Raw genomic sequence first — 15,595 nt, 5'->3', positions numbered from 1 at the left:
GCCGGGCCGCCGGTCCTCGCGACGGCGACGGCCCGGCGCGACGCGACCGCCCGGCTGCTGCCGTGGCCGTGGTTCGCGGCCGCGACGGCGGGGATCACGGTCCTCACGCTCCTCGCCCTCGGCGGCGTCGCTCGAGGACGGCGGCACGCGTCGCGCGCTGGACGTCGCCGTCGCGGTCCTCGCGCTGGCCGCGTCCCCCCTGCTGTTCACGCGCCGCGCCGTGCCTGCGTCGCTCGTCCTCGCGGCGCTCGCCGCGGTGTCGGGCGCGGCCACCCCGGCGTCCACGCTGGCCACGCTGCACGTGGCGCGCTGGTTCCCGCTCCGCACGGCCCTGCCGGTCGCGGTCGCGGGCTTCGCCGGCCACGCCGTCCAGGCGCTGTGGCGGCCGGTCGCGCTCCCGCTCGGCTGGTGGCTGCTGTGCGTCGCCGCGGTGCAGGCCGCGCTGCTCGGGTGGGGCGCGTACGGCCAGGCGCGGGCCGCGCTCGTCCGGTCGTGGCGCGAGCGCGCGCGACGGGCCGAGGCGGAGCAGGAGCGTCGCGTCGCGGAGGCACGCCTCGCCGAGCGCGCGCGCATCGCCCGCGAGATGCACGACACGCTCGCCCACCGCCTCTCGCTCCTCGCGGCGACGGCGGGCGCGCTCGAGTACCGCCCCGACGCGCCGCCGGACCGGCTCGCGGCGGCCGCGGCGCTCGTGCGCGAGGGCGTGAGCACCGCGCTGGAGGAGCTGCGCGACGTCGTGCGCGTGCTGCGCGCGGTCCCTGACGACGCGGCCGGCGCCGCGCCCGACCTCGTCCCGCAGCCGGGGCTGGGCGACGTGCCGCGGCTCGTGGCCGAGGCGCGCGCCGCGGGCGGGGACGTGACGCTCGAGCGGACGGGCGACGTCGACCCGCCGCGCGCCGTCGGGGTCGCGGCCTACCGCGTCGTCCAGGAGGGGCTGACGAACGCGCGCCGGCACGCCCCCGGCAGCCCGGTGGCCGTGCACGTGTCGTCGGTGCCGGGCGCGGTGCGGGTCGTCGTGTCCGACGCCGGTCCGCAGCTCGTGCGCTCCGGTGCGCCGGGGGTCGGGGCCGGGTCCGGCACGGGGCTCGTCGGCCTCCGCGAGCGCGTCGCGCTGCTCGGCGGCCGGCTCGACGCCGGCCCCGCGCAGACCGCTGCCGCGGGCGGGCGCGCGCCGGGGTTCGTCCTCGACGTGCGGCTACCGTGGGGGACATGACGGCTCCGGACGCGGCGACCGGCGCGGAGCGGCCCACACGCCTCGTCATCGTCGACGACGACGCGCTCGTGCGCTCCGGCCTGCGCCTCATGCTCGACGGCGCGCGCGGCATCGAGGTCGTCGGCGAGGCGGCCGACGGCGCCGAGGTCGCGGCGGTGCTCGACGCCCACCCGACCGACGTCGTGCTCATGGACCTGCGCATGCCGGGCGTGGACGGGATCGAGGCCACCCGGCGCGTGCGCGCCCGGACCGCGCCGCCGGCCGTCGTCGTGCTCACGACGTTCGACACCGACGAGGAGGTCGTGGGCGCGCTGCACGCCGGGGCGTCCGGGTACCTGCTCAAGGACATGCCGCCCGAACGGATCGTCACGGCGGTGCGGGCCGCCGCCGCGGGCGAGCCGGTGCTGTCCCCGGAGATCGCGCGGCGGCTCATGGCGTCCGCGGCGGACGCCGGCGGCGCGCGCGGCCGGGCACGCGCCGCGCTGGGCCGGCTCACCGCGCGCGAGCGGGACGTCGCCGTCGAGATCGGCCGCGGGGCGACGAACGCCGAGATCGGCGCACGCCTGTTCCTCAGCGTGCCGACCGTCAAGGCCCACGTGTCGAGCGTGCTGCTCAAGCTGGGCGTCGAGAACCGCACCCAGGTGGCGCTCGTCGTCCACGAGGCCGGGGCGGACGAGGACTGACGCCCGGACCGGTCGGACGGGCGCGGAGGGTCCTCAGTCGCCGGGCCACTCCCCCGTCCACTTCTCGAAGACCCGCGCGCCGCCGCGGTCGATGAGCGCCTTCACCACCGCGTAGATCGCGCCCTGGATGAGGGACGCGACGACGATCTCCTTGAGCGGGTACTCCGACTGCAGGGGCGTGGGCGCGTCCTTGCGGTCGCCGGGGCCCACGCGCTTGTACACCTGCTTGAACACCTGGCCGGCCACGAGCCCGCCGAGGATCGACGTCACGATGCCGACCGGGCGGTAGAGGATCTTCGCCGACTTGCTGCCGTGCTTCTCGGGCAGGTGCTCGCCGATCTCTGCGTCGCTCATGACTCGACGCTAGGACGTCCCCGGCCGGGTCGCTCGCCGAGACGGGACCGGGGCGACGCTTCGCCGGCCGCTCAGCCCGGGACGACGGCGCACCCTCCGGCCTCGAGCCCGACGCGCACGACGTCGCCGGGCCGGGGCGTGCCGGCGCCCTCGGCGGGTGCCGTGGCGGGTGACTCGCCGGATGACTCGCCGGATGACTCGGCGGGTGACGTGGCGGCGAGCGCCACCACGCGGGCCGACGCATCGTCGGGCGTCCCGGGCAGCACGACGTCGACGGTCACCTCCGTCGCGCCGCGCCGGAACACGCTGCCCACCACCGTGCCGCTCCACGTGCCGGCGCCGTCCGCCGTCCGGTGCCTGGTCCGGTCCGGGGCGCCGGCGTCGCTCCGCGGCCCACGACGCGCAGGCCCCGCGGCCCGACCGCGACCACACCGCTCGTCGTCCCGGCACCGTCCCGCGTCACCGCGGCGCGCTGCGCCGCGGACAGCGCGTCGAGCGGCACGAACGCCTGGTACCCGAGGAACTGCGCGACGCGGCGCGACGCCGGCGCGCGCCACAGCTCCTCCGGCGGCGCGACCTGCAGGAGCCGCCCCGCGTCCATGACGGCGACCCGGTCCGCGACGGTGAAGGCCTCGTCGTGGTCGTGCGTGACGAAGACGGCGGTCGTGCCGGTCGCCCGCAGGGCGTCGCGCAGGTCCTGGGCGAGGCGCTCGCGCAGGCCCCGGTCGAGCGCGGACAGCGGCTCGTCGAGCAGCAGGAGCCGCGGCCGGGGCGCGAGCGAGCGCGCGAGGGCGACGCGCTGCCGCTCCCCGCCGCTCAGCGTCGCGACGGGTCGGTGCTCGTACCCGGCGAGCCCGACGACGTCGAGCAGCTCCCGCACGCGCGCGTCCCGCTCGGCGCGCGGCCGGCCCGCGAGCCCGTACGCGACGTTGCCCGCGACGTCGCGGTGCGGGAAGAGCTGCCCCTCCTGGAACATGAGCCCGAACCCCCGCCGGTGCACGGGCACGCCCGCGAGGTCGTGGCCGACGAACGCGACCGTGCCCGACGCGACGGGCTCGAGCCCCGCGACCGCGCGCAGCAGGCTGGACTTGCCGCACCCGCTCGGCCCGAGCAGGGCGAGGACCTCCCCCGGGGCGACGTCGAGCGAGACGTCCGCGACCGCCGTCGTGGCCGGGTCGCGACGTCCCTGCCCGCCGTACCGCACGACGACGTCGCGCACCTCGAGCCCGCGCGCCGGCCGGGTCCCGGCGCCGGTCGGCGCGGGTCGCCGCGGCGGGGCGCGCGCGTGCCGTCGGCCACGTCGACGGGGGCCTCGGCGGAGACGTCCGCGGACGTGTCGGCGGGTACGGGTCGCACCATCAGAACTCTCCTCCGGGACGGTCGCCGCGCAACCGCTCCGCGAGGAGCATCACGGTGGCGGTGAGCAGGGCCAGCACGACGCTCGCCGCGAGCGCCATGCCGTAGTTCTCCGCGCCGGGCCGCCCGATGAGCCGGAAGATGACGACGGGCAGGGTCGCGGTGTCGGGTCGGGCGAGGAACGACGTCGCACCGAACTCCCCGAGGGACACGGCGAACGCGAACCCGACGGCGAGCCCGAGCGAGCGCGCCGCGATGGGCGCGTCGACGGTGCGGAACACGCGACCGGGAGCGGCACCGAGCGTGGCCGCGGCCTCGCGCAGGCGGGGGTCGATCGCCCGCAGCGTCGGGAGCACCGTGCGGACCACGAGCGGGATCGCGACGACGGCCTGGGCGATCGGCACGAGCAGGCCGGACGTGCGCAGGTCGACGTCGATCCCCAGCGGCCGGTCGAGCGTGATGAGGAAGCCGAAACCGACGGTCACGGCGGACACCCCGAGCGGGAGCATGAACACCGAGTCGAGGGCGCCGATCGCGCGCGACCCGCGCGGGAGCGGGGGCGGCGGGAGACGACGAGCGCGACGAGCCCGCCGACGACCACGGCCAGCAGCGTCGCGACGGCGGCGGTGCGCAGCGAGTTCCCGGCGGCCTCCCACACGGTCACCGACAACGCGTTGCGGCCGCCGGTCGTGCCCAGGTTCGCGTAGTTCTCGAGGCCCCACCCGCCGCCGGGGACGCGCAGCGACCGCACGACGAGGGTGCCGAGCGGCAGGCCGACGAGCACGACGACGACAGCGGCGGTCAGCGCGGCCGGCGCGAGGCTCCCCGTCGGCCGGCCGTCGCGCCACAGCCGCAGCGGCTGCGCGGCGCTCGCCGCGGACGACAGGGTCAGGGCGCGCTCGCGGTGTGCCCGCGTGCGGTTCGCGACGGTGAGGGCGGCGGCGACCACCACGAGCTGGACGACGGACAGCACCGCGGCGGCGCGCAGGTCGAGGAACTGCGTCGTGCGGACCCAGATCTCCGTCTCGATCGTGCCGTACCGGATGCCGCCGAGGACGAGCACGATGCCGAACGCCGTCGCGCAGAACAGGAACACGATGGACGCCGCGCTCGCGACCGCCGGGGTGAGGGCGGGCAGCGTCACGGTGCGGAACGCGCGCCACGGGGTGGCGCCGAGCGCGCGCGCGGCCTGCTCGGCCCGCGGGTCGAGGTGCTCCCACAGGCCGCCGACCGTCCGGACGACGACCGAGTAGTTGAAGAACACGAGCGCGACGACGATCGCGGCGAACGTCTCGTCGAGCCCGAGGAAGCCGAGCGGCCCGCCCTCGACGAGCAGCGAGCGGAACGCGACGCCGACGACGACCGTGGGCAGCACGAACGGCACGGTGACCAGCGCGCGCAGGACCCGGCGGCCCGGGAACCGGCACCGGTACAGCACGTACGCGCCGGGCACGCCGAGCAGCACGGAGAACGCCGTGCCGAGCACCGACTGCCACAGGGTGAGCCCGACGATCCGCCACGTGCGCGGCTGGGAGAACGTCTCGGCGAACCCCGACAGGTCGAGCGCGCCGTCGGTGACGAAGCCGCGCGCGACGAGCGTCGCGACGGGCCAGGCGAAGAAGACCCCGAGGAAGGCGAGCGGCACCGCGGCCGCGAGCGCCCACAGGACGCCGCGGCCGACGGCGGGCGCGGAGGTCAGTCGACGACCGTCGCCGTCCACGCCCGGATCCACTCGTCGCGGTTCGCCGAGATCTCCTCGGGCGCGACGTCGAACGGCTGCTCGGCGAGCGGCGCGAACTCCGCCCAGCCCTCGGGCAGCGCGACGGAGTCGTCCGCGGGGTACATGTACATCTGCTCCGGGACGTCGGCCTGGAACGCCTCGCCGACCAGGAAGTCGACGAGCTGCCGGGCACCCTCGGGGTTCTCGGCGTTCGCGAGGACGCCGGCGTGCTCGACCTGGCGGAAGCACGTGTCGAGCAGCGCGCCGGTGGTCGACGCGGTGCCGTCCTCGGTGAGCGTGAAGGCGGGCGACGTGGAGTACGACAGGACGAGCGGTCGCGGCCCGGCGCCGTCGGCCCCGGAGAAGTCGACGTAGTAGGCGTCGGACCAGCCGTCGACGACCTTGACGCCGTTCTCGCGCAGGTCGGTCCAGTACTCCTGCCAGCCGTCCTCGCCGAACGCACCGACGGTGGCGAGCAGGAACGCGAGGCCGGGCGAGGACGTCGCGGGGTTGGTGACCACGAGCAGGTCGCGGTACTCGGGCCTCGTCAGGTCCTCGAGGGTCACGGGCTCGGGCACGCCCTGCTCGTCGAACCACGTGTGGTCGACGTTGATGCACACGTCGCCGAGGTCGACGGGCGTGAGCTCGCCGTCGCCGATCGTGTACCGCGCCGCGGAGTCGGAGAGAACGGCGGGCGTGTACGGCTCGAGCACGCCCTCGTCGATCGCGCGCGAGGCGAACGTGTTGTCGATGCCGAAGACGGCGTCCCCGAGCGGGGCGTCCTTCGTCAGCACGAGCTGGTTGACGAGCGCTCCGCCGTCGCCGGGCGCGATCTGCTCGACGTCCAGGCCGCTCTCCTCCTCGAACGCGGCGAGGACGTCGTCGCTGACCGCGAACGAGTCGTGGGTGACGAGCGTGACGGTGCCGCCGCCCTCGCCGCCGCCGCCCGCGCCGTCGGTCCCGTCGGCGTCCTCCGTGCCGCCGCCGCACGCGGCGAGGGCGAGGAGCGCGAGGCTCGTGCCGCCGGCGACGGCGAGCGCGCGGGCGCACCGGGGACGGCGGGTCGTGATGTGGTGCACGTGTCCTCCCTGGACGTTCAGGAGGGGTTCCACCCGCGCAGCGCGACGTGGCGTCGCGCTCGGGTGGTCGAGATTCCCGACTTCCTCCACCGGTGCTAACCGGATCAGGTTCGAGGGTCTGCGGCGGTCCGCACTCTCAGCTCCCGGGGAGCTCCCCTGTCGTTCCCCGTGAGCCTACACCGGCGGCGCGGCCGCGCGGCGTGGGCCCAGGTCAGCCGCTACGGTGGAGCGCAGCACACCCGTCGACACCGGCCGACCCGGCCGGCCGTGAAGGAGCACCCGTGGCAGACACCGAGGACCAGACCCTGGCCGTCAAGGTCGGCACCGTCGCGCTGACGTTCGCCGCCGGCTGGGCGGCGCAGAAGCTCGTGACGTTCGTCTGGGCGAAGGCGACGGGCCACGACGCGCCGAAGGACCTCGACGACGAGGAGGTCGGCATCGTCTCGGCCGTGACGTTCGCGGCCGTCGCCGCCGGGGTCGGCGTCCTCGCGCGCCGGTTCGCCGGGCGCGGCGCGAAGCGCTTCGTCGCGCGTCTCAGCCCGCGCTGACCCGCGGCGCGTGCCCGGCGCCGCGCACGGACAGCAGCGTCAGCCGCCGCGCACGAACAGGGTCGTGAGCGGCCCCACGACGACCACGTAGACGAGGCCGAGCAGCACCGAGTGCAGCAGGCAGAACAGCGCCGCCTGCGCGGGCACGCCCGGAGTCCGTAGGTGCTGGGCGAGCTTGTGCACGAACGCCGCCGGGTGCAGCAGGTCCCAGCTGTTGAACCGGACGTAGCGCCCGAGGTAGATGCCCACCGTGACGAGCACGAGCACGACGGCCACGGCGATCCACGAGCCAGGACGCTGGAACGGCGCGTCGTCGTCGGGGTAGCGCAGGACGGCGTAGAGCATCTGCGCGACGAGCACGTTGACGACCGTGTTCAGCACGCCCGAGAGCGCGAGCGTGAGGACCGCGACGATGTCGAACCACAGCGGCACGCCGTCGTCGTCGCGCCGGTGGCTGAAGTTCAGCTCGGTGACGAGATAACCGGCGTTCGGGAGCAGGACGAGCCACACGAGCGAGCCCGCCACGGTGACGACGACGGTCACCGCCGTCGGCGCCTGCGTCGCCAGGAGCGCCATGAGGGCGAGCACGACGACGCCGAGCACGAACACGGGGACGATCGACAGCGCGAGGTTGAGCAGCATCGGCCGGTACACCGGCGTGCGGTAGAGCACCCCGCGCGCGACGACGAGCGCGAGCGCGTAGACGTTGAGGAGCGCGACGCCGCCGAACAGCCACCAGAGCACGCGCCCACGGTACGGCGCGCGCGCCGGCTACACCCCGCGCACCGCCGCGCGCGGCAGCGCGAACCAGAGCCCGACGAGCAGGACGAGGATGGCGCCGCTCGCCCAGAACGCCGCGGTCCGGTTGACGACCACGTCGACGACGAGCAGCACCGTCCCGGTGAAGACGAGCGCGAGCACGAGGATGCCGGCGCGCGTCACGCGGTCGCTGAGCGTGACCAGGGCCGGCTTGCGGTGCTTGCGGAACAGGGCGCGGTGCAGGCTGACGGGGGTGACGAAGAGGCCGGTGGCGAGGACGGACAGGCCGACGAGCGCGAGGTAGACGCCCACCTGGAACGTGTCCAGGTCGGCGAACCGCGCCTGGAACGGCAGGGTGAGCAGGAAGCCCGTGAGGATCTGCACGCCCGTCTGCATGACGCGCAGCTCCTGGAGGAGCTCGACCCAGTTCCGGTCGGACCGCTCGTCGGGCGTCTCGTCGCGCCCGCGGTCGCCCTCGCCGCCGGATCCGCCCGATCCGCCCGACCTGCGCGACAGCTCGTACCCGTCCGCCATCTCTCCTCCGCCCGTGCTGCCGTGCCGTGCCGACGCCCGGCACCCGGCTGGGTTAGTGTTCCATCTGCTGGGGTCAGGAATCGGCTCCGTCCTTCGTCGACCCCTGGGGACCCCTATCGATGGACGCCGCCCTGCCCTCCGACCCTCCTGAACCGGCACTGACGGTCCCGGCCGCCCTCGACACGGTCCTCGCGGCCCTCGTCACGGGCGACGACCAGCCCGTGGGCCGCTTCCGCGTCGACCTCGTCGCGGACCGCTGGTGGTGGTCGGACGAGGTGTACGTGATGCACGGGTTCGCGCCCGGGGAGGTCGTGCCGACGACGACGCTCGTCCTCGCGCACAAGCACCCGGAGGACCGCGAGCGCGTCGCGCGGGCGCTCGCGCGCGCGGCCCGGAGCGGGGAGCCGTTCGGTTCCATGCACCGCATCGTGGACGCGGCGGGAGACGCTCGCACGCTCGTCGTGGCCGCCCAGGGGCGGCGGAGCCGGGCGACCGGTGCGGTCGTGGAGCTCTCCGGGTACTTCGTCGACGTCACGGAGACCCACCGCGTCGTGGCGCAGCGCGAGGCGACGGCCGCGATCCAGGCCGCGGACGTGTCGCGCTCCGTCATCGAGCGCGCGCGGGGCGTGCTCATGATCGCGTACGGGGTGGGCCCGACGAGGCGTTCGAGCTGCTGCGCAAGCGGTCGAACGACTCGAACGTGCCCGTCCGCGACCTCGCGCGGGACCTGCTCGACGGCCTGCGTGCGCACGGCGCGTCCGAGCGCACGCGCGAGCTCGTGGAGCAGGTCCTCGCCGAGGCGAGCAGCAGGGTCGTCGGCGGCTGACCGCGACGCCGGCGCGACCGGTGCGCGCCCGCCCGCCCGGTGCTCGCTACCGCGGTCGGTCCGGGGTGAGACCTGCGGCCCGTCCCGTCCCGGGCACGCGGCGGGTGCTGACGATGTCGCGCGCGACGTCGACGAGCTTGACGTTGGAGTCCTGGGAGACGCGGCTCATGACGGCGAACGCCCGCGCGTCGCTGAGGCCGAAGCGCTCCATGATGATGCCCTGCGCCTGGCCGATCAGCGTGCGTGTGCGCACCGCCGACTGGAGCTGCTCCTCGGTGCGCGCGGCGGCGATCGCCGCCGCCGCGACCGCCGCGAACGTCGTCGCGAGGTGGAGCGACTCCTCGTCGAAGGCCCGGTGGAGGTCGCGTAGAGGTTGAGCGCGCCGTGGGCGTCCGCGGAGGTGTAGAGCTGCACGCCGAGCATCGACCGCACGCCGAGCTCGTCGACGGCCGTCGGCGCCCAGGGGGCCACCGCGGGTCCGCGGCCACGTCGGGCGACTCGACGACCGTCGCGAGACGGATCGCGTCGAGGCACGGGCCCTCGCCGAGCTCGTACTGCAACGCGTCCCCGCGTGCGACGAACGGGTCGGACACCGACACGCTGCGGATCCTGCCGCGCTCGACGAGCGAGATGCCGGCCGCCTCGCACCCGGGCACCATGGTCATCGCGAGCTCGACGACCCGGTCGAGGGTCTGCTGGAGGGTGGGCTCCTCCGCGAGCGTGCGCGCCGCGTCGGCGACCGCGCCGGAGACGCCACGGTCCTCGAGCTCGCGAATGGTCTCGGCGAGCTCGTCGGAGGTCACGACCTCCGCGTCCATGTCGCGGGCCCGGGGGTGCTCAGGATCGGTCGTCGTCATGCCGCCTCCTCTCGTCGGCACCAGGCTACGTCGCCCGGGCGGTCGAGGAGGGTCGGGCGGCACCGTGCGCCCGGTGATGGTGGCGGAGGTCCCGCTCGGGCACGTGGCCCGGGCGGGACCGGGAGCGGTGGCCGTCTCGCCCGCACAAGGCGTGGCGGCCGGTGTCCCGACCATGGGCGCCGTCGCTCTCGCGGCGGACCCGCTCCCGGACGGGCGGCGTGCGCCCGTCCCCCGCTCCTCCCGGCCTGGGGCGTCCCGGTGGTCGACCGAGCCGGCGACGCCCCGAGGGAGGAGGTTCGTGCGCTCAGAACACGGGCTTGCCCCCCGTGACCCCGAGCACGGTCCCGGACACGTAGCTCGCCTCCGCCGCCGACGCGAGGAAGACGAACGCGGGCGCGACCTCGGCGGGCTGCCCCGCGCGCCCCAGGGGCGTGTCCGTCCCGAACTTCTCGATCTTCTCCGGCGGCTGCGTCGAGGGCTGCAGGGGCGTCCAGATGGGCCCCGGCGCGACGGCGTTGACCCGGATCCCCTGCGGGCCGAGCTCGGCCGCGAGGTTGACGGTGAGGTTGTTGATCGCCGCCTTGGTCGACGCGTAGTCGAGGAGCGACGTCGACGGCTGGTACGCCTGGATCGAGGAGACGTTGATGATGCTCGCCCCCTCCGTCAGGTGCTCGAGGGCCGACTGCGTGACCCACAGCAGCGCGTAGAGGTTGGTCTTGAGGACGCGGTCGATCTCGTCCGTCGCGACGTCCGCGAACGACTCGCGCCGCGCGAACTGGAACCCGGCGTTGTTGACGAGCACGTCGAGCCCGCCGAGCTCCGCGGACGCCCGGCCGGGAAGCTCGCGCGCGGTCCGCTCGTCGGTGAGGTCGCCGGGGAGCAGGACGGCCTGGCGTCCGGCGTCGCGGACCCAGCGCGCCGTCTCCTCGGCGTCCTCCTGCTCCTCGGGCAGGTAGCCGATCGCGACGTCCGCGCCCTCGCGCGCGAACGCGATCGCGACCGCGCGACCGATGCCGGAGTCGCCGCCGGTCACCAGTGCTCGGCGGCCCTCGAGCCGTCCGCTGCCCCGGTAGGACTGCTCGCCGTGGTCGGGCGTGGGGTCCATCGCGGCCGTGGAGCCCGGGGGCTCCTGCTGCTGGGCCGGGAAGGCGGGCGTGTCCTGCGACATCGGGTCCTCCTGTCGTCGTCCGTGCGGGGAAGGGTGCGGGTCAGCGGCGGCTCGGCTCGCGGCGGCGCGCGAGCTGGGCCTCGTGGGCGTGGGGCCGGGCGACGGGCTTCACGGCGGCGACGGCCCCGGCGACGGTGGCCTCCGCCGTCGGCCCGATGCCGCCGGCCTTCGCGAGCGCCGTCATGACCTGGGCCGCGGTCTCCTGGACCGGCACGCCGGCGGCGCCCGCCGCCTCGGCCAGCAGGTGCGACGCGGCGACGTCGTCGACGCCGTGCACCGCCATGAGCACGCCCTTGGCCTGCTCGACGGACGCGGCGCTGACGAACGCGCGCGTCACGGCGCGGTTCGCCTCGCGGTCGAGCGTCTCGCGCTGGGCGGGGGTGACGTCCACGACGTACCCGGCGATCTCCACGACACGGCCCCGCGCGTCGCGCCGGCCCTGCCCGGTGATGACGACGCAGCGCGCCTTGCCGTGCCCGTCGACGATCCGGTGCGAGCACGAGAACGGACGGCCCGCGCGCAGCGCGTCGGTCGCGGCGCGCACGACGCGCGCCCGGTCGTCCGGGTGCTTGCGCGAGCGCATCGCGTCGAGGCCGGGCTCGACGTCGCCGGGCGCCCACCCGTGCATCTGGTACACCTCGTCCGACCACCACCAGGAACCTGAACCGAGCTCGACGCGGTACTGCCCCACCACGAGGTGGGTACCCAGGGCCAGCACCTCGGCGAGGGACGCGGGCCGCACGGGTGCGGTGCGCTCGGGGGTGTCGGCGGTCATGGAGTTCGAGGCCATGTCAGTCCTCCTGGATCCAGGGGGTTTCGGGCCGCTTCATGACTCCTGGACCAACGTAACCCAGGGGTGAGGAGACGGCATCCGGGCTTCGGTAGCGTGCGGGCATGGCCCCTCCCGCGCCCCGCCGGAGCATCGCCCAGCACGTCGACGACGCGCTGGACCTGGTGCAGCCGCTGCCCGTCGAGCGGCGCGACCTCGACGACGCGCTGGGCCTCGTGCTCGCCGCCGACCTCGTGGCGCGCCTCGACTCCCCCGCCTTCGACGCCGCCGCGATGGACGGGTACGCCGTGCGGTCCGCCGACGTCGCGGCGGCGACGCCGCAGGCCCCCGCGGTGCTCCGCGTCGTGGCCGACGTCCCCGCGGGCGGGGCCGGACCGTCCGGGACGGCGGGGACCGACGACGAGCGGCGGGTCGGGTCCGGCGAGGCCGCCCGGATCATGACCGGCGCACCGGTGCCCGTGGGGTGCGACGCCGTCGTCCCCGTGGAGTCGACCTCCACCGGGCGCTTCGTGCCGGGCGCCGCGGACACGGGACCGGCGACGGTCGAGGTGCGCGGCCTCGGGCGCCGCCACGTCCGCAGCCGCGGCGAGGACGTGCGGCGCGGCGACGTCGTGCTGACGGCCGGCACGACCCTCGCCGCGCGCCACCTGTCCGTCGCCGCCGCGACCGGGTACGGGCAGGTGCCGGTGCACCGGGGCCCGCGCGTCGCCGTCGTGTCCACGGGGAGCGAGCTCGTCGCGGCAGGGGTCGCGCCGCCTCCCGGCATGCTCCCCGACTCCAACTCCGTGCTCCTCGCGGCGGCCGTGCGGTCGGCCGGGGCGCACGTCGTGCGCCGCGGCGGGGTCGGGGACACCGCGGCCGCGGTCGTCGCCGTCCTCGACGCCGCGCTCGGCGCGTCGTGGCCGGGCGGAGTGACGGGCCCGCCCGACCTCCTCGTCACGACGGGCGGCGTGAGCGCCGGGGCCTACGACGTCGTGCGCGAGGTCCTCGACCCCGCGACCCGGACCGGCACGGCGTGGGCGGACGCGGTGACGGACGCGCGCCTCGTCGCCGTGGGGATGCAGCCCGGCAAGCCGCAGGGCCTCGCGCGCTGGCGCGGCGTGCCGTGGCTGGCGCTGCCCGGCAACCCCGTCAGCGCCGCCGTGTCGGCCGAGCTGTTCGTCCGGCCGGTCGTCGACCGGCTGCGGGGCGTCGCCGACCCGCGCCGCACGCTCGTGCCCCGCGTGGCCGGCGCGGGGTGGTCGTCACCGGCCGGGCGCGAGCAGCTCGTCCTCGTGCGCCACGTCGTGCCCGACGGCGCGCGCGTCGTCCCGGCGCGCGGCGCGCACGCTCCCGGCGACGCCGACGGGCGCGGCTCCGGCTCGCACCGGCTGTCGGCGCTCGCGCACGCCGACGCGGTCGCCGTCGTGCCCGCGGACGTCGTCGCCGTCGAGCCCGGCGACGAGGTGCACGTCCTCCGGCTCCGGTGACCCGGGCGCCGGGCGACCCGGCGCCCGCCGGTCACTTCTGCGGAGGCAGCGGGTGTCCCTCCGAGGCCTGCACGACGACGATCCCCCGCCCCGAGAGCGCGAGCTGGTACGCCTCGCCGGAGCCGCGGCCGATCGCCGCCGCGAGCTTCGCCGTCTTGCGGATCGACGACTGCAACGACGTCGACCACAGCACCGCGGACTGCATGTCGACGTACGTCGCACGTCGACGTCCAGCACGACCGGCGTGCCGTACGCGGTGACGGCGATCGACCCGGTGCCGCGGAACGTCGTGTTGAACAGGCCGCCGCTGAGCATCGACGCGCCCTCGACGCGGTTGATGTCCCACGTGAGCGTGCTCTCGAACGCGAGGACGTTGGCCCCGTTGACCGTCACGCCCTCGTCCTCCAGGTGCAGCACGAACACCTCGTCCGCGTCCTGCGCGAGGAACACGTCGCCGCTGCCCGAGACGCGCATGAGCGACATGCCCTCGCCGGTGAACGCCTTCTTGAACATCTTCCCCAGGCTGCCGCTGCCCTCGTAGGCGAAGTCGACGTCGCCCTGGTAGGCGACCATCGACCCCTGCTTGGCGAAGAAGTACCCGCCCGTGCCGGTGAGGTCGACCTTGAGCATGCGAGGGTTCTGGAGCTGGAAGCTGCCGGGCTCGACGGAACGCTCGGCGTGTTCGAGGAGTGAGCTGCGCATGCGCCGATCCTCGCGGCCGCGCCCCCGGCGCGCAACGGTCCGGGCGCGCGACGTCGCGAGAGGGTCTGCAAGAGTGTCGTCCATGAGCTTCACGCACCTGGACCGGCGCGGCCACGCGCGCATGGTGGACGTCACCGAGAAGCGGCCCACCGTCCGCTCCGCGACGGCGACCGGCACGGTCCGGTGCTCCGACGACGTCGTGCGGGCCCTGCGCGACGACGCCGTGCCCAAGGGCGACGTGCTCGCCGTCGCGCGCATCGCCGGGATCGCGGGCGCCAAGCGCACCGCGGAGCTCCTGCCGCTCGCCCACGTCATCGGCGTGCACGGCGCGGTCGTCGACCTCACCGTGGGCGACCACGGGGTGGACATCACCGCGACGGTGCGCACCGCCGACCGCACCGGGGTCGAGATGGAGGCGCTCACCGCCGTCGCGGTCGCGGGCCTCGCCGTCGTCGACATGGTCAAGGGGCTCGACAAGGCCGTCGAGCTGACGGACGTCCGGCTCGTCGCCAAGACCGGCGGGAAGTCGGGCGACTGGCACCGCGACGCGGCCGGCCCTGCCGGCACATGAGCGCCGCATGACGGTGCCCTCCGCGGCGGGCGGGCGGCCCGCGTTCGACGCGCTCGTCCTCGCCGGCGGCCGCGCACGCCGCCTCGGCACCCCGAAGCCCGGCCTCGTCGTGGCCGGACGTCGCCTGCTCGACCACGCGCTCGCCGCGACGGCGGGCGCCGGGGCGACGGTCGTCGTCGGGCCCCGGGAGCTGGCCGACCCCGCGCGGTACGTCCTCACGCGCGAGGACCCGCCGTTCGGCGGTCCCGTCGCGGCGATCGCCGCCGGGCTGGCCGTGCTCGGCCGTGTGGGCCCGGACGGCACCGGTCGGGACGCCGCGGGCCGGGACGGCACGCTCCGCCCGGCCTGGGTGCTCGTGCTCGCGTGCGACGTGCCGCGCGCCGCCGCGGCGGTGCCGCTGCTGCTGGCCGCCGTGGACCGGCCCGCCGACTCTCCCGCGCCCGTCGACGCCGTCCGCGCCGTGCGCGACGGGCGCGACCAATGGCTCGTCGGCCTGTACCGACGGACGGCGCTCGACGCCGCGGTCGCGCGGATCCGCGCGGCGGGAGGCGTCGACGGCGCCCCGGTGCACCGGCTCCTGGGCGACCTGCCCGCGCTCCTCGTCGAGGACACCGCGGGCCACACGCGCGACGTGGACACGTGGCAGGATGCCCACGACCAGGACAGGAGGCACCGATGACCAACCTCGAGCGCTGGGTGGACGCCCTCGCCGCCGAGTTCGACCTGGACCCGGACGTCGTCGACATCGCCGGCGTGCTCGACCTCGCGCGCGACGCCGCGCACCACGTCGAGCGCCCGGCCGCCCCGCTGACGGCGTTCGTCGCCGGCTATGTCGCCGGCCGGGCCGCGGGCGGGAGCACCGACCTCGCCGTCGACGACGTGCTCGACCGCGCGAGCACGCTCGCGCTCGCGTGGGCACCCGAGCCAGAGCTGCCCGGCACCGGCACGGAGGCCTGACGTGGCGAC

The 15,595-nt window shown here is 76.0% G+C and carries 17 protein-coding genes, 3 pseudogenes and 1 riboswitch; of the genes and pseudogenes, 9 read left to right on the top strand and 11 right to left on the bottom strand.

The genetic code is table 11. The features are described from left to right. Positions 1-220: 220 nt before the first annotated feature. Both BJF88_RS02360 and BJF88_RS02355 read left to right on the top strand, forming a co-directional pair. Complete coding sequence (locus BJF88_RS02360; protein ID WP_255371681.1) at positions 221-1,213, top strand: sensor histidine kinase; 993 nt, start codon at positions 221-223, stop codon at positions 1,211-1,213. Then, positions 1,210-1,896 (top strand): response regulator transcription factor, encoded by a 687-nt coding sequence (locus BJF88_RS02355; protein ID WP_075827619.1) that lies wholly within the window; start codon positions 1,210-1,212, stop codon positions 1,894-1,896. The genes BJF88_RS02360 and BJF88_RS02355 overlap by 4 nt, the downstream gene beginning before the upstream one ends. A gap of 33 nt (positions 1,897-1,929) precedes the next feature. Here BJF88_RS02355 and BJF88_RS02350 read toward each other — a convergent pair whose 3' ends face one another. The 5 genes and pseudogenes from BJF88_RS02350 to BJF88_RS02330 form a co-directional block, all read right to left on the bottom strand. Next, a complete protein-coding gene (locus tag BJF88_RS02350; RefSeq protein WP_075827607.1) occupies positions 1,930-2,250 on the bottom strand; it encodes a DUF4235 domain-containing protein in 321 nt (106 codons plus the stop codon). 71 nt (positions 2,251-2,321) lie between these two features. Further along, entirely contained in the window at positions 2,322-2,531 is a 210-nt protein-coding gene (locus BJF88_RS02345) for a hypothetical protein (RefSeq protein ID WP_139315870.1), read from the bottom strand. After that, positions 2,528-3,469, bottom strand: a complete 942-nt coding sequence (locus BJF88_RS02340) for an ABC transporter ATP-binding protein (RefSeq protein WP_083648795.1) — start codon at positions 3,467-3,469, stop codon at positions 2,528-2,530. Before BJF88_RS02340 ends, BJF88_RS02345 begins: the two co-directional genes overlap by 4 nt. Before the next feature lie 139 nt (positions 3,470-3,608). After that, positions 3,609-5,326: pseudogene (locus tag BJF88_RS02335) on the bottom strand (ABC transporter permease). Then, positions 5,302-6,396 carry a thiamine ABC transporter substrate binding subunit gene (locus BJF88_RS02330; RefSeq protein WP_075827618.1) on the bottom strand — a complete coding sequence of 365 codons (1,095 nt, stop codon included), beginning with the start codon at positions 6,394-6,396 and terminating at the stop codon, positions 5,302-5,304. The pseudogene BJF88_RS02335 and the gene BJF88_RS02330 overlap by 25 nt, the downstream one beginning before the upstream one ends. 73 nt (positions 6,397-6,469) lie before the next feature. After that, a riboswitch (TPP riboswitch) is annotated at positions 6,470-6,573 on the bottom strand. Between the two features lie 113 nt (positions 6,574-6,686). On the opposite strand from BJF88_RS02330, the gene BJF88_RS02325 reads away from it, so the two are divergent. After that, positions 6,687-6,953 carry a DUF4235 domain-containing protein gene (locus BJF88_RS02325; RefSeq protein WP_075827605.1) on the top strand — a complete coding sequence of 89 codons (267 nt, stop codon included), beginning with the start codon at positions 6,687-6,689 and terminating at the stop codon, positions 6,951-6,953. A 39-nt stretch (positions 6,954-6,992) separates the two neighbouring features. Here BJF88_RS02325 and BJF88_RS02320 read toward each other — a convergent pair whose 3' ends face one another. Both BJF88_RS02320 and BJF88_RS02315 read right to left on the bottom strand, forming a co-directional pair. Further along, on the bottom strand, positions 6,993-7,697 hold the full coding sequence (locus BJF88_RS02320; RefSeq protein WP_075827604.1) for a DUF1361 domain-containing protein: 705 nt from the start codon (positions 7,695-7,697) through the stop codon (positions 6,993-6,995). Between the two features lie 27 nt (positions 7,698-7,724). Next, positions 7,725-8,246, bottom strand: a complete 522-nt coding sequence (locus BJF88_RS02315; protein ID WP_222843908.1) for a DUF6328 family protein — start codon at positions 8,244-8,246, stop codon at positions 7,725-7,727. A gap of 119 nt (positions 8,247-8,365) precedes the next feature. Here BJF88_RS02315 and BJF88_RS22900 point away from each other — a divergent pair. Together BJF88_RS22900 and BJF88_RS20970 are read left to right on the top strand one after the other, a co-directional pair. Next, positions 8,366-8,701 (top strand): annotated as a pseudogene (locus BJF88_RS22900) (PAS domain-containing protein); the annotation flags it as partial. A 245-nt stretch (positions 8,702-8,946) separates the two neighbouring features. Further along, positions 8,947-9,072, top strand: a complete 126-nt coding sequence (locus BJF88_RS20970) for a hypothetical protein (RefSeq protein WP_255371680.1) — start codon at positions 8,947-8,949, stop codon at positions 9,070-9,072. A gap of 46 nt (positions 9,073-9,118) precedes the next feature. Here the strand turns inward: BJF88_RS20970 and BJF88_RS20965 are convergent, their stop codons facing one another. The 3 genes from BJF88_RS20965 to BJF88_RS02295 all read right to left on the bottom strand — a co-directional run bounded on the left by BJF88_RS20965 (position 9,119) and on the right by BJF88_RS02295 (position 11,887). After that, positions 9,119-9,325: an ANTAR domain-containing protein gene (locus BJF88_RS20965; protein WP_255371679.1), complete on the bottom strand. Its 207-nt coding sequence runs from the start codon at positions 9,323-9,325 to the stop codon at positions 9,119-9,121. A 908-nt stretch (positions 9,326-10,233) separates the two neighbouring features. Beyond that, positions 10,234-11,097: an SDR family oxidoreductase gene (locus BJF88_RS02300; protein ID WP_075827602.1), complete on the bottom strand. Its 864-nt coding sequence runs from the start codon at positions 11,095-11,097 to the stop codon at positions 10,234-10,236. Positions 11,098-11,137: 40 nt separating this feature from the next. Continuing rightward, on the bottom strand, positions 11,138-11,887 hold the full coding sequence (locus BJF88_RS02295) for a PAS domain-containing protein (protein ID WP_075827601.1): 750 nt from the start codon (positions 11,885-11,887) through the stop codon (positions 11,138-11,140). A gap of 104 nt (positions 11,888-11,991) precedes the next feature. On the opposite strand from BJF88_RS02295, the gene glp reads away from it, so the two are divergent. Continuing rightward, the gene (gene glp / locus BJF88_RS02290; RefSeq protein ID WP_083648794.1) at positions 11,992-13,356 is read left to right on the top strand and encodes a gephyrin-like molybdotransferase Glp; all 1,365 of its coding nucleotides are present in this window, start codon (positions 11,992-11,994) and stop codon (positions 13,354-13,356) included. A gap of 261 nt (positions 13,357-13,617) precedes the next feature. Here glp and BJF88_RS20960 read toward each other — a convergent pair. Continuing rightward, positions 13,618-13,986 (bottom strand): annotated as a pseudogene (locus BJF88_RS20960) (AIM24 family protein); the annotation flags it as partial. 154 nt (positions 13,987-14,140) lie between these two features. Here BJF88_RS20960 and moaC point away from each other — a divergent pair. From moaC to BJF88_RS20155, 3 genes are read left to right on the top strand one after another with little or no spacing between them, the layout of a single operon-like run. Next, entirely contained in the window at positions 14,141-14,629 is a 489-nt protein-coding gene (gene moaC, locus BJF88_RS02280) for a cyclic pyranopterin monophosphate synthase MoaC (protein ID WP_075827600.1), read from the top strand. A 7-nt stretch (positions 14,630-14,636) separates the two neighbouring features. Next, positions 14,637-15,308: a molybdenum cofactor guanylyltransferase gene (locus tag BJF88_RS02275; RefSeq protein WP_075827599.1), complete on the top strand. Its 672-nt coding sequence runs from the start codon at positions 14,637-14,639 to the stop codon at positions 15,306-15,308. Beyond that, a complete protein-coding gene (locus BJF88_RS20155) occupies positions 15,305-15,586 on the top strand; it encodes a DUF6457 domain-containing protein (protein WP_075827598.1) in 282 nt (93 codons plus the stop codon). Before BJF88_RS02275 ends, BJF88_RS20155 begins: the two co-directional genes overlap by 4 nt. The last annotated feature ends 9 nt before the right edge of the window (positions 15,587-15,595 follow it).

This window comes from Cellulosimicrobium sp. CUA-896, from assembly GCF_001942335.1.
Classification (GTDB): domain Bacteria; phylum Actinomycetota; class Actinomycetes; order Actinomycetales; family Cellulomonadaceae; genus Cellulosimicrobium.
This window is presented reverse-complemented; position numbering and strand designations above follow the sequence as displayed.